This is a genomic window from Polaromonas sp. P1_E12 (genome assembly GCF_056405975.1).
The window spans coordinates 44,294-56,830 of record NZ_JBFUBB010000004.1; the positions used below are offsets into that span (position 1 = coordinate 44,294).

Annotated in this window: 11 protein-coding genes; 4 read left to right on the forward strand and 7 right to left on the reverse strand. The window is 62.5% G+C overall.

The annotated features are described in order from the left end of the window. Positions 1 to 48: 48 nt before the first annotated feature. A complete protein-coding gene (locus tag AC1D13_RS12760; protein WP_457281706.1) occupies positions 49 to 1,092 on the reverse strand; it encodes a rod shape-determining protein in 1,044 nt (347 codons plus the stop codon). Between the two features lie 282 nt (positions 1,093 to 1,374). Here AC1D13_RS12760 and gatC point away from each other — a divergent pair, with 282 nt between their 5' ends. From gatC to gatB, 3 genes are read left to right on the forward strand one after another with little or no spacing between them, the layout of a single operon-like run. Then, positions 1,375 to 1,674, forward strand: a complete 300-nt coding sequence (gene gatC / locus AC1D13_RS12765; RefSeq protein WP_457281707.1) for an Asp-tRNA(Asn)/Glu-tRNA(Gln) amidotransferase subunit GatC — start codon at positions 1,375 to 1,377, stop codon at positions 1,672 to 1,674. An 8-nt stretch (positions 1,675 to 1,682) separates the two neighbouring features. Beyond that, a complete protein-coding gene (gene gatA, locus AC1D13_RS12770; RefSeq protein ID WP_457281708.1) occupies positions 1,683 to 3,197 on the forward strand; it encodes an Asp-tRNA(Asn)/Glu-tRNA(Gln) amidotransferase subunit GatA in 1,515 nt (504 codons plus the stop codon). 40 nt (positions 3,198 to 3,237) lie between these two features. After that, positions 3,238 to 4,698, forward strand: a complete 1,461-nt coding sequence (gene gatB / locus AC1D13_RS12775) for an Asp-tRNA(Asn)/Glu-tRNA(Gln) amidotransferase subunit GatB (protein WP_457282079.1) — start codon at positions 3,238 to 3,240, stop codon at positions 4,696 to 4,698. A gap of 39 nt (positions 4,699 to 4,737) precedes the next feature. Here the strand turns inward: gatB and AC1D13_RS12780 are convergent, their stop codons facing one another. Both AC1D13_RS12780 and pyrE read right to left on the reverse strand, forming a co-directional pair. Continuing rightward, positions 4,738 to 5,406 (reverse strand): DUF4124 domain-containing protein, encoded by a 669-nt coding sequence (locus AC1D13_RS12780; RefSeq protein WP_457281709.1) that lies wholly within the window; start codon positions 5,404 to 5,406, stop codon positions 4,738 to 4,740. A 9-nt stretch (positions 5,407 to 5,415) separates the two neighbouring features. Further along, positions 5,416 to 6,165 carry an orotate phosphoribosyltransferase gene (gene pyrE / locus AC1D13_RS12785; protein WP_477689668.1) on the reverse strand — a complete coding sequence of 250 codons (750 nt, stop codon included), beginning with the start codon at positions 6,163 to 6,165 and terminating at the stop codon, positions 5,416 to 5,418. Positions 6,166 to 6,176: 11 nt separating this feature from the next. Here pyrE and AC1D13_RS12790 point away from each other — a divergent pair, with 11 nt between their 5' ends. Continuing rightward, positions 6,177 to 7,043, forward strand: coding sequence for an exodeoxyribonuclease III (locus AC1D13_RS12790; protein ID WP_457281711.1), 867 nt, complete (start codon positions 6,177 to 6,179; stop codon positions 7,041 to 7,043). Between the two features lie 324 nt (positions 7,044 to 7,367). On the opposite strand, the gene AC1D13_RS12795 is transcribed toward AC1D13_RS12790, so the two are convergent. The 4 genes from AC1D13_RS12795 to AC1D13_RS12810 all read right to left on the reverse strand — a co-directional run bounded on the left by AC1D13_RS12795 (position 7,368) and on the right by AC1D13_RS12810 (position 12,531). After that, positions 7,368 to 7,751 carry a response regulator gene (locus AC1D13_RS12795; RefSeq protein WP_457281712.1) on the reverse strand — a complete coding sequence of 128 codons (384 nt, stop codon included), beginning with the start codon at positions 7,749 to 7,751 and terminating at the stop codon, positions 7,368 to 7,370. A 2-nt stretch (positions 7,752 to 7,753) separates the two neighbouring features. After that, a complete protein-coding gene (locus AC1D13_RS12800) occupies positions 7,754 to 10,654 on the reverse strand; it encodes a PAS domain S-box protein (RefSeq protein ID WP_457281713.1) in 2,901 nt (966 codons plus the stop codon). A 30-nt stretch (positions 10,655 to 10,684) separates the two neighbouring features. Further along, complete coding sequence (locus AC1D13_RS12805; RefSeq protein WP_477667555.1) at positions 10,685 to 11,053, reverse strand: Hpt domain-containing protein; 369 nt, start codon at positions 11,051 to 11,053, stop codon at positions 10,685 to 10,687. A 320-nt stretch (positions 11,054 to 11,373) separates the two neighbouring features. Further along, positions 11,374 to 12,531, reverse strand: a complete 1,158-nt coding sequence (locus AC1D13_RS12810) for an HPP family protein (protein ID WP_457281715.1) — start codon at positions 12,529 to 12,531, stop codon at positions 11,374 to 11,376. Between the last annotated feature and the right edge of the window lie 6 nt (positions 12,532 to 12,537).

Consider the following 12,537-nt stretch of genomic DNA (forward strand, 5'->3'; position numbering starts at 1 on the left):
CAGGCTGGCCCCGCTTCATGCCCGGCGTGCAGCATGAAGTGAAGACGCTTATTCCGAGGTGAAGATGGAACCCAGGCGGTCCATGCGCTCCAGCGCAATGCCACAGCCGCGCACCACGCAGGTCAGCGGGTCTTCGGCCACCAGCACCGGCAGGCCGGTTTCTTCGGCCAGCAGGCGGTCCAGGTCGCGCAGCAGGGCGCCACCGCCGGTCAGCATCATGCCGCGCTCGGCGATGTCGGCGCCCAGCTCGGGCGGCGTTTGCTCCAGCGCGTTCTTCACGGCGCTGACGATGTTGTTGAGCGGGTCGGTCAGGGCTTCGAGGATTTCGTTGCTGGAGATCGTAAAGCTGCGCGGCACGCCTTCGGACAGGTTGCGGCCCTTGACTTCCATTTCCTTGACTTCGGAGCCCGGGAAGGCCGAGCCGATGCTCTTCTTGATGGCCTCGGCGGTGGGCTCGCCGATCAGCATGCCGTAGTTGCGGCGGATGTAATTGATGATGGCTTCGTCGAAGCGGTCGCCGCCGACACGCACGCTGCCCTTGTAGACCATGCCGCCCAGCGAAATCACGCCGACTTCGGTCGTGCCGCCGCCGATGTCGACCACCATGGAGCCGCTGGCTTCCGACACGGGCAGGCCCGCGCCAATCGCGGCAGCCATCGGTTCTTCAATCAGGTACACATCGCTGGCACCGGCGCCGAGCGCGCTTTCGCGGATGGCGCGGCGCTCAACCTGGGTGGAGCCGCAAGGCACACAGATGATGATGCGCGGGCTGGGCTTGAACAGGCTGCGCGGGTGCACCATCTTGATGAACTGCTTGAGCATCTGCTCGGTCACGGTGAAGTCGGCGATCACGCCGTCTTTCATCGGGCGGATGGCCTCAATGTTGCCGGGGACCTTGCCCAGCATGGCCTTGGCTTCGTGGCCGACGGCCTGGATGGTTTTTTTGCCCTGGGGGCCGCCTTCGTGGCGGATGGCAACCACAGAGGGCTCATCCAGCACAATACCGCGGTCGCGTACAAAAATCAGGGTGTTGGCGGTGCCAAGGTCAATGGCCAGGTCGGTGGAGAAGTACCGACGGAATGATTCAAACATATGCAGGAGTCCGGTTGAGCATGAGCAAACTTCGTTGCTCCATCGCCTTTTTATTGATCAAGCAATTATGGGGAAGTTGAGCCAGAGGCGCTCTGAAATCTGCTTCTGGCACCTAAAAAACGCCTAAAGCCCGCATCCAACCCTGATTTCACACCAAAGGCGGGATAATAACGCATCCCCTATAGATCAATAGCTTTAGCCTGCCTGTTTTTTCAGCTTTACACCTCGTTTCAGCCCCTGTTTTCTGGTTTATTTTTCCCGTATTTCCTTCATCCCTACCCCATGGCATTGACACCCCAAGACATCGCCCGCGTCGCCAATCTGGCGCGGCTGGAATTGCGCCCCGACGAAACCGAGCACACCCTGGCCCAGCTCAACGGCTTTTTTGCCCTGGTCGAGCAGATGGAAGCCGTCAATACCGACGGGGTGGAACCTTTGGCCCATCCGGCCGCGGTGATCGGTGAAGTGGCCCTGCGCCTGCGCGAAGACGTCGCCAGCGAGCCCAACCAGCGCGAGGCCAGCCAGGTGAGTGCGCCCGCCGTAGAACGCGGCCTGTTCCTCGTGCCCAAGGTGATCGAATGAGCGGCGCCATGAAATCTTCATCCGCTTCTTCTGACCTCCACGACCTGGGTGTTGCCCAGCTGGCCGCCAGATTGGCCGCCCGCGAAGTCTCCAGTGTTGAGGTCACGCAACATTTCCTGGCCCGGATCCAGCAGGAAAAGCTGGGCGCCTTCCTGTCCACCAATGCCGACGTGTCGCTGGCGCAAGCCAAAGCCGCCGACGCGCGACGGGCCGCCGGTGAACGCACACCCCTGCTGGGCGTACCGCTGGCGCACAAGGACGTTTTCGTCACGCGCGACTTCCCCACGACAGCCGGCTCAAAAATCCTGGAAAACTACCGCAGCCCCTTTGATGCGACCGTGGTGGGCAAGCTCGGCGCAGCCGGCATGGTCACACTGGGCAAGCTCAACTGCGACGAGTTCGCCATGGGCTCGGGCAACGACAACAGCGCCTACAAGCCGGTGAAGAACCCCTGGGACCTGCAACGCATTCCGGGCGGCTCCTCGGGCGGCTCGGCGGCCGCCGTGGCGGCCCGTCTGGTGCCCGCCGCGACAGGCACCGACACCGGCGGCTCGATCCGCCAGCCTGCGTCGCTCACCGGCATCACCGGCATCAAGCCCACCTACGGCCGCTGCTCACGCTACGGCATGGTGGCCTTTGCCTCCAGCCTGGATCAGGCCGGCCCGATGGCGCGCAGTGCGCTCGACTGCGCCCTGCTGCTGTCAGCCATGGCCGGGCCCGACCCCGACCGCGACTCCACGTCGCTGGACTTGCCTGTCACTGACTATGCTACTGATTTGATAGCTGCCGGCGCACAATCTGCGGGTGCAAAGCCGTTAAATGGCTTGAGAATCGGGCTGCCCACGCAATTCTTCGGTGCGGGTTGCGCACCTGACGTGCTGGCCGCCGTGCGCGCCGCGCTGGCCGAATACGAAAAGCTGGGCGCCACATTGGTGGACGTGAGCCTGCCGCTGACCGAGCTCTCCATCCCCGTGTACTACGTGATCGCGCCGGCCGAAGCCAGCAGCAACCTGAGCCGCTTTGACGGCGTGCGCTACGGCCATCGCGCCGCCAACTACACCGACCTCAACGACATGTACAAGAAGTCGCGTTCGGAAGGTTTTGGCGACGAGGCCACGCGCCGCATCATGATCGGCACCTACGTGCTGTCGCACGGCTACTACGACGCCTACTACCTCAAGGCGCAGAAAATCCGCCGCCTGATCGCGCAGGATTTCCAGACCGCCTTCACGCAGTGCGACATCATTGCGGGCCCCGTTTCACCCACCGTGGCCTGGAAGATCGGTGAAAAGTCGGACGACCCGGTGGCCAGCTACCTGGCCGATATCTACACGCTCTCATCGAGCCTCGCCGGCCTGCCCGGCATGAGTGTGCCGGCGGGCTTTGGCGCGGGCGGCATGCCCGTCGGCCTGCAGCTGATCGGCAACTATTTCAAGGAAGCGCAGCTGCTGGGCGCCGCGCACCAGTTCCAGCTGGCCACCGACTGGCACCTGCGCCAGCCCCCAAGCCTCCAAGTGATTTGACATGAGCCAGACCCAACCCACCGTCAACCCCTTCGCCGAAATGCAGGCCGGTCGCCCCACCGGGCCGCTGGTGCAAGGCTACGAAGTCATCATCGGCTTTGAAACCCACACGCAGCTCACGACGCAATCGAAAATCTTCAGCCGCGCTTCCACCGCGTTCGGCGCAGAGCCGAACACGCAGGCCTCCGCCGTGGACTTCGCGCTGCCCGGCGCGTTGCCGGTGATGAACAAGGGCGCCGTGCAACGCGCCATCGAGTTCGGCCTGGCCGTGAACGCGCATATCGCCGAGCAGAGCGTGTTCGCGCGCAAGAATTACTTCTACCCCGACCTGCCCAAGGGCTACCAGATCAGCCAGTTCGAGATTCCGGTGGTGCAAGGCGGCAGCGTCGAGTTTTTCCTGGACGGCGAGAAACGCTCGGTGCGCCTGGTGCGCGCCCACCTCGAAGAAGACGCCGGCAAGTCGCTGCACGAAGATTTCATTGGCATGAGCGGCATCGATTTGAACCGCGCTGGCACGCCGCTTCTCGAAATCGTGACCGAGCCCGACATGCGTTCGTCCGCCGAAGCGGTGGCGTACGCCAAAGAGCTGCACAAGATCGTCACCTGGATCGGCATTTGTGACGGCAACATGCAGGAAGGCAGCTTCCGCTGCGATGCCAACGTGTCGGTGCGCAAGCCCGGTACCGAGTTGGGCACCCGCCGTGAGATCAAGAACCTGAACAGCTTCAAGTTCATGCAGCAAGCCATCGACTTCGAAGTGCGATGGCAAATCGAGCAGATCGAAGACGGCCATGCGATCCAGCAGGCCACGGTGCTGTTTGATCCGGACACGGGCGAGACGCGTTCGATGCGGACCAAGGAAGATGCCGCGGACTACCGCTACTTTCCCGACCCGGATTTGCCGCCGCTGGTGATCGGCCGAGACTGGGTGGAAAAGACCCGCGCCGACATGTCAGAGCTGCCGCGTGTGATGGCCGCGCGTTTTGTGGCTGATTACGCCCTGCCCGAATACGACGCCGGCCAGCTCACGCAAAGCAAGGCAACAGCAGCTTATTTCGAAGCGGTGGCGACACTCAGCAAACAGCCCAAGCTGGCCAGCAACTGGGTCATGGGCGAGTTGTCGCGGCGGCTGAACAGTGAAGAGAAATCGATTGAAACTTCCACCGTCAGCGCAGCGCAACTTGCCGCCCTGATTGGCCGGATTGCGGATGGCACGATTTCCAACAATGCCGCCAGGCAGGTGTTTGATGCGTTGTGGACCGGCGAGGGTCAGGACGTAGATGTCATCATTGAGGCCAAGGGCCTCAAACAGATGAGCGACACCGGCGAGCTCGAGAAAATCATCGACGATGTTCTTGCCGCCAACGCCAAAAACGTCGAGGAAGTTCGATCCGGCAATACCAAAGCCTTCAACGCACTGGTCGGCCAGGCCATGAAAGCCACCAAAGGCAAGGCCAATCCGGCCCAGGTGAACGAGTTGCTCAAAAAGAAACTGGGCTGACCGTTCTGACGGCGTTAGCAGCGGCCCAGGGGCGAGCCGCTAATTTTTTGCGGCGCCAGCAACACCACTGGCCGCAATGGCAGGCACGCCGGCAATGGTCCACAGCTGCTTGAGCTTGGCCAGCTCTTCGTCAAACCGCTGGTTGACGCGTTTTTTTTCCTGCTCCTGGTCCTGGATGAACTTCTTCTGTACCAGGGCGCTGCTGTCGTTTTCCTCGATCTTGCGTTTCAGCGCGAGGGGCGCCTTGGCGGGGTCTTTCGCGTAGAACTCGAGCTCGCTGTTGATGCTCTTGCGCTGCGCGGCCAGTTCCACCGTTCTTTTGCTCGCAGCCTTGATGACCTCGTCGATCTGGGCTAGCGCGGTGACGCGTTCCTGGTCGTGCACTTCCCGGCGCGGATAGCGCAGCAACAGGGCGCGGTCACGCCGTTTTTCCTCGGCTTCGCGTGCGCGCACTTCGGCGGCGACCTTCTCTTTTTCCTCAAGGGCGGCGCGCTCCTGCACGGTCAGCGACGGGCCCACCTGGCGCTTGACCGCGCCGGACGGGCTCAGCTCCTGCTGTGTGCGGTCTATGCATTCAATGATCGGGCGGTCTGCCGTGATCTTGCGGCCTTTGCCGTCTACACAGGTGTAGATGTTCTGCGCTGCAACAGGGCCGGCCAGGCACATGAGTGAAATACAGGTGACCGTGAGCGGGGTTCGCAGGAGCAATTCGAATCCTTAATTGACGCCGTATCGTTCGCGATAGGCCAGCACCGACTGGTAGTGCGCTTGCAAAGATAACGTTTCAGGAGCGCTTGTAGCCGACGTGCCGCCCTGCCTGGAGAGATACTGCAGCAAGTCGGTCAGGCGCGCAATCGCACAAACCTGCAACCCCAACTGATTCGTAACATATTGCACAGCACTGTGGTTCACATCCACACCGTTTTCGGTGGCCTTCTCCTGCCGGTCCAGCGCCAGCGCCACGGCGTGGGGAATGGCCCCGGCTGCCCGGATGATGGCAATGGATTCGCGGGCAGCGGTGCCGGCGGACATGACGTCGTCAATGATCAGTACGCGGCCCTTGACCGGGGCGCCGACCAGCGTGCCGCCTTCGCCGTGATCCTTGGCCTCCTTGCGGTTGTAGGCAAACGGAAAATTGCGCCCCAGCCGCGCCAGCTCGATGGCCACCGCGGCAGCCAGCGGAATGCCCTTGTAGGCGGGCCCGAAAATCATGTCGAATTCAAGACCGCTGCGCTCTTCTTCGGCCAGCAGGTGGCGCGCATAGAATTGCGCCAGCCGGCCCAGCTTGGCTCCGTCGTCAAACAGGCCGGCATTGAAAAAATAGGGGCTCATGCGCCCGGCCTTGGTCTTGAATTGCCCGAAGCGCAGTACGCCTGATTCGACGGCAAACTGCACGAATTCCAGTGCCAGCGCATCGTCCGCAGAATGCGCTTTGCCCTTGTTGTCCCGTTTCCCTGCCGTGCTCATTTGAAAGTCCCATGTTTAAATTAACCAGCCTCAACCTCAACGGTATCCGCTCCGCAGCCAGCAAGGGGTTGCTGGACTGGGTTGCACAATCCATGCCGGATTGTATTTGTGTGCAGGAGCTCAAGGCCCAAGCCGCCGACATGAGCGGCCGGTTCGAGGAAATCGCCGGCATGAAAGGCCATTTTCACTTCGCCGAGAAAAAGGGCTACTCCGGCGTCGGCGTGTACACGCGGCACGAACCCAGCGATGTCATCGTGGGCTACGGCTCCACCGAATTCGACGCCGAAGGGCGTTATGTGGAACTGCGCTTTGACAGACCCGGGCGCAAACAAAGCCCCAAGCTGTCCATCATCAGCTGCTATTTCCCGAGCGGCTCTTCGGGCGAGGAACGCCAGGCCGCCAAGTTCCGCTTCCTGGCCGAGTTTTATCCGCGCCTGCTGGCCCTGAAGGAAACGCGCGACTTCGTGCTGTGCGGCGACATCAATATCGCGCACCAGGAAATCGACCTGAAAAACTTCAAGGGCAACAAAAAGAACAGCGGCTTCCTGCCCGAAGAGCGCGCCTGGATGACCGAGCTGCTGCGCGATGCCGAGCTGGCCAACGAAGCCGCACAGGAGCTGACAGAGCGCACAGGCCCCTCGGTCAAGGGCGGCGGTATGGTCGATGTCTACCGAAAGCTGCAACCCACAGCCACGGACGCGGCCTACACCTGGTGGAGCAACCGCGGCCAGGCCTATGCCAAGAATGTGGGATGGCGGCTGGACTACCACCTGGCCACGCCGTCATTTGCCGCGCTGGCCCGCAGCGAACATATCTACAAGGAACAGCGGTTTTCCGACCACGCGCCCATGAGCGTGGACTATGAGTTTGGACTTTGACCCCCGCCCAGGCTCACTGCGTGTAGCCTGTCCCCCCCTTCCAGGGGGCGGCGCCTGCGGTCTGGCAAAGCCAGTCCCGCGGCCCCTGCTGGTGAATACCCCGCTGGTTAGTCCCTGAATTTTCAACCCAGCCGGGGCCGCGGATCCGGCTTTGCCGGGCCGCAGGCGCAGTCCCCTGCAAGGGGAAAAGGGCTACACGCAGTGAGCCCGATAGGGGTGTGCCAATTTCTCGGCTTTGCCAGACCGCAGGCGGGCGGCCCCCTCGGGGGGCAAGGAGTTACACGCAGTGAACGACTGTGGGGGCTCTACTCCACCGTGGGGGCTCTACTGTGCTGCCCAGATGCGCTGGATCTGGCTAGACAGCTCCATCGGGTCAAACGGCTTGGGGATCACCTCCATGGCGCCCAGGCCCTTGTACACCGCGACCTCTGCAGCCTGCACCTTCGCGGTCATGAAAATCACCGGCGTGTCGGCCGTGGCCGGCAATGCCCGAAGACCTTTGAGCGTGCTGGGCCCGTCCATGCCGGGCATCATCACGTCCAGCAGCAGCAGGTCGGCGCCGGCGCCCGGTGCGGCATCCAGCGCCTCCTGGCCCGAAGCGCAGGCGATAACGGTGAAGCCGCCTACGGCTTCCAGCGCCATCTGCGCAACCATACGAATGTCGGGTTCGTCTTCGACATACAGGATACGGGTCAGTGGTTTGGTCATGATCAGATCAGGGGTTGGGATTGGGTGGGGCGGTAGTCGGCGGGAATCTGGAGCACACGCTGGATTGTATTGAGCAGTTCGGTATTGGAAGTATGGGCCTTGACCAGCACCGCATCGGCCTGCTTGCCATCTGCCGGGTTTACGTCGCCGGCCGAGAACACGATCACCGGCGGACGCGGATCCAGGGCGTCGATATCCTCGAACAGGTCCCAGCCCGAATGGCTGCCGAGCGACAGGTCCAGCAGGATCAGGTCGAATGAATGCTGGCGCAGTAGGGCGCGAGCCTCGTCCAGCGTTGTGGCAAATTCGAAGGTCGCAAAATCCTGTGCAATGGCGGCCGTGATTTGCTGGATATCCTGGTCGTCTTCGACATGCAGAACGCGCGGTTTGCCTTCATCCACGCTGACAACGGCCCGTCGCAAGCTGTGAATAAGCAACCGCTCGTCAATGGGTTTCTTGAGCCAGTCCGACACCGTGTGCGGCTTGCGGTTGAACTGCAACTGCCCCTGCTCGGCCATGGCCGAGATCACCACAACAGGCAGGTGGCGGGTTCTTTCATCCTCCCGCAGCTGGCCGATAAAGGCCACGCCGTTCTGCCCCGGCAGTTTCAGGTCTACCGTCACCGCGTCGTAGCTGTTGGCTGCCAGGCAAGCCAGCGCCTGCTCCGCGCTGTGTGTCATATCGGAGTCGAACCCGGCCTTGCTTAGCATCATGCTGATCAGCCTGGCCACGTCGGGATCGCCTTCGCAGATCAGGATGCGAGGCCGGGTTGAAACAGCCGGCTGTATCCGCACGGGTTGCAGCAGTGGCACCGGGTTGGTCCATTCCGGCACCTCAAAAAAGAAGGTGGTTCCCACGCCTTCCGCGCTGCTGAAGCCGATCGTGCCGTCCATCTTTTCCACCAGCGCGCGAGAAATATTCAGGCCGAGGCCGGTTCCGCCTTTTTGCCGGGTGTCGGAAGAATCTGCCTGCGAGAATTTCTGGAAAATGCGACCGTGGAACTCCTCGGGAATGCCGGGGCCGACATCAACCACCTCGACGCGAACGCGCTGCGCCGACCTTGACAGCCTGACCTCCACCGGGCTGCCCGGCGGCGAAAACTTGACCGCGTTGGACAGAAGATTGGTCAAAACCTGGGTCATGCGATCGGCGTCGATCCGCACCTGCAGGGCGACGTCAGGCGCCCGCAACACGAGGTCCACCCGGTGCTGGCCGGCAAAGCCCTCGTTGGCGACCAGCGCCTGCTGCACCAGTTGCCGAAGGTCCACCACCTGCAGGTCCAGGCGCAATTTGCCGGACTCGATTTTTTCACTGTCCAGGATGTCGTTGATCAGCCGGATCAGGCGCTCGCAGTTGCTTTGGGCAATGCCCACCAGGTTCTTCACCGCCGCAGGCAGCTCACCGGCCACGCCGCCGGAAATCAGCCCCAGAGAGCCGCGTATGGACGTCAGCGGCGTGCGCAGCTCGTGGCTGACGGTGGATACGAATTCGGTCTTCATGCGGTCGATACGCCTGAGCTCGGTGATGTCCGTGCCCATTGAGAAGAACCCGATGACCTTGTCTTTGGCGGCGCCTTCGCCGTAGCGGGGGAAATACTGCATCGCGAAGTGCCTGCGCTCGCCTTGCGGCGTCACCTGGGTGCGTTCGTAGCGGACCGGCTTGCCGCTCAGCACTTCTTCCACTTTCTCCCGGACGGTTTCGTAAATCTGCGGACCCAGCACTTCAGCCAGGGGGTGCCCGTCGATCTGCTCGAAGCTCAGGCCGAAAGCAGCTTCGTAAGCGCGGTTGTGAAAGCGAAAGCGCTGCTCCGTATCGAGGTAAGCAATCAGGGCCGGCACCGTATCGGTGACCTGGCGCAGCTGGGACTCGCTCGCCCGCAAGGCCTTGCTGATGCGCTTGCTCTCGGTAATGTCATGCATCAACGCGGTGAAAAGGCGGCGGCCGCCGACCTGCACATCACTAAAAGACACACTGACCATGAACTCGCTGCCATCTTTGCGCATGGCGCGCACTTCCTGCCCGGATATCCGGAACGTTTCCGGCTGCTCCCGCATCATGGAAGTGAAATCCTTGTATTGCTGGCGAAACCGCGGCGGCACCAATTCCGACACGTCACGGCCGATCAGATCGCTTTTCTCGTACCCAAAGAGTTGCAAAGCCGCCGCGTTGGCCTCCAGAACGATATCGTCGGACGTGGTGGTGATCACCGTTTCGACCATACCCTCGGTAATGCTGCGGCTCATCACTTCTGTGTCTCGCAATTGCTCCTCGCCGCGTTTTCGCACGTGCTCATAGTGCTTGACCACATAGACCATCCAGGCCAGCATGCAGGCAAACAGCAGGTTTCCCGCGATGATGAAGCCCTGAGCCCACTGGGCGCTATGCTCCGCCGCGGCCTGCGCGTCACGCCACTTATGGACCTCGCGATTACGCGCGTTTTCCAGCAACCCGTCGGTGCGCAGCCTCAATTGCCGGCTGGCATCACTGCCGAGAACGGTCGCAGCGGCTTCGGGGCCGGACGCCTTGCGCGCCGCGATGGACTGGTTCGCGATCTGGGCGCGCTGGTTGATCAGTTCGTCAAACTCTACGGCCTCCTGCAGCACGTTGGCGCTGCGCATGCGTGCCCTGATCGCGCGCAACTCGACCCGAGCCCGCTGGAACTCCTCCAGCTCCTGGGGGCTGCCGCTCAGAAGATACTGTCGCAATGTGGACTCGGCCGTGCGGAGGCCGGAGTCCGCACGCTCGAGCATCACCAGCGTGTCTTCCGTGCGCACCCGGGATTGCGCCGTTTCAATCAGGCGGTCGATGCCGATGTACGAGGCCGCACCCACAACCATCATCAGCACAAGGCCTGCAGCCAATGCGATTTTGATCTTGACCAGAAAAGCGTTGGAGGAAAACATGGACATTTTGTGCGATCTGATCGTAGGCGTTCACGCAGTACCGGGAAAGCGCTGCTGCAGTGCCTTAACTGCCCGTCCGACTTCGGCCTGCACCTGCGGCGAAAGCGGCCGGCCGGCACCGACATGAGGTTCTATGGCCAGTTCCAGCGCCTGGGCCGCAAGACCGAGGTCGGCCCATCCGAAGGTTGCCGCAGATCCGGCCAGGCTGTGCGCATGGCGTTCCAGGGTTGGCAGAGCCTGCGCCAGATCGTCGCCGTTGAGAATTTGTTGCCATAAGGCCTCCACCTGCTCAAGACGACGCGGCAACGAGCGGGTGTAATCGGCGCGCTGCTCCTCCAGAAATGCGAGCAGGGCCGGGTTGGGTTGCGTCATGGCATCCGGAAAGCTGGCGCCAGCCATGCGCTATTTGATGCGGTGCCGCGGGAGAAGCTGGTGACCAGCCCCGAAGTCGCCTTGGCATGCAAGCCGCGCGGGCACGCATGTTGCACTTGATGAAGAAGAAAGCACATGCGGCTTATCTTACGGCGCAGGTGCCAAAACGCAGCGTAGGACAAGTACGAGGTTTCGCCTTGGGGTGCACCGCTTGCGGCGGGATGTCAGAAGCGAATCATCTGTACCGATGAATAATTAATTCTTATAGCCTGCTTTATCGCAAAAACCCCTGAATCTACGCGGAAACTAAATACATTAGCATTCAATCATTGGGGCCGCCGCGCGCATCAAGCCGATGGATCGGCAGCCCGCCCCAGCGCAGCGATCACATCAGACTGGGTAATAATTCCCACCAGCCGCTCTCCCTCCCCGATGATGGGAATGTGGTGGTGACCGGTGCTGCCGAACAGCGGCACCAGCTCCACCAGCCGCCGGTGCATGCCCGCTACGCGCACGTTGCGGGTCATGATCTGGCCCACGACTTCGGGTTTGTCGGAGTAAACGCTGCGCGTGGTGCGCACCAGCTGCCTCAACTTGGCGTCAAAGCCTTCGTACAAATCGAGTTCAGCCGCCCGCATGAAGTCGGCCTGCGTGATGATGCCCGCGATGCGGAAGCTGCGGTCCACCACCGGCAAGGCCTTGATGCGGCGCTCCCTCAGCAGGGCCCAGGCCTCTTCCAGCGGAGTGCCGAATTCCACCGTGACGAGATCGCGCGACATGACGTCGGCGCAGCGGACTTCCGCCAGTTTGCGGTCGTACGCGCGCAGCCGGGTTTCGGCCAGCAAGGTCTTGAGGTCGTCGCGGCTGACGTCCAGCACCTGGTTGTAGCGCGCCAGTACGGCGTCCAGATCCGCATCAAGCAACTGGTCTTCTACGGACGGCGCGGGGCCCGGCGGGGCCAATTGGGTGTGGGGATAGGCCCTGCGCGTGGCGTTGTTGTAGGCGACGCCGACCGCCACCAGCAGCACGGAGTTGAGCATCACGGGATAGAAGGCAAACAGCGGGTCGGAAACTCCGCCCAGCACCACCATCAAGGCAGTGGCGCCGCCCGGCGGGTGCAGGCAGCGCAACGCCAGCATGAGCGCGATGGCCGTGGCCACGCCCACTGCGGCCGCAAGCGCCGGCGAGCCCAGCAGATGCATGCCATGCACGCCCGCAATGCCGGCAAGCGCCGACAGGGTATTACCGCCCACCACATTCCAGGGCTGCGCCATAGGACTGGCCGGCACGGCATACACCAGCACGGCGCTGGCGCCCAGCGGCGCCACCAGCCAGGGCAGGCCCGGCATCATCCGGTCAGCCAGGTGGCACAGCAGCCCCGTCACGAAAATACCCAGCAGCGACCCAACGACAATGCGCAGTCGCTCGCGAGAGTTGATGCGGGTGCGTCCCGGCCGGAAGCCCCGCCACCAGGCGCGCGTGAAGAATGCGGCGCGCTGCGTCAAACCGGT

Coding starts and splice junctions, on each gene's coding strand:
- gatB (WP_457282079.1), top strand. CDS start 3,238: ATGCAGGCCGGTCGCCCCACCGGGCCGCTGGTGCAAGGCTACGAAGTC.
- gatA (WP_457281708.1), top strand. CDS start 1,683: ATGAAATCTTCATCCGCTTCTTCTGACCTCCACGACCTGGGTGTTGCC.
- AC1D13_RS12790 (WP_457281711.1), top strand. CDS start 6,177: ATGTTTAAATTAACCAGCCTCAACCTCAACGGTATCCGCTCCGCAGCC.
- AC1D13_RS12805 (WP_477667555.1), bottom strand. CDS start 11,053: ATGGCTGGCGCCAGCTTTCCGGATGCCATGACGCAACCCAACCCGGCC.
- AC1D13_RS12760 (WP_457281706.1), bottom strand. CDS start 1,092: ATGTTTGAATCATTCCGTCGGTACTTCTCCACCGACCTGGCCATTGAC.
- gatC (WP_457281707.1), top strand. CDS start 1,375: ATGGCATTGACACCCCAAGACATCGCCCGCGTCGCCAATCTGGCGCGG.
- pyrE (WP_477689668.1), bottom strand. CDS start 6,165: ATGAGCACGGCAGGGAAACGGGACAACAAGGGCAAAGCGCATTCTGCG.
- AC1D13_RS12795 (WP_457281712.1), bottom strand. CDS start 7,751: ATGACCAAACCACTGACCCGTATCCTGTATGTCGAAGACGAACCCGAC.
- AC1D13_RS12800 (WP_457281713.1), bottom strand. CDS start 10,654: ATGTTTTCCTCCAACGCTTTTCTGGTCAAGATCAAAATCGCATTGGCT.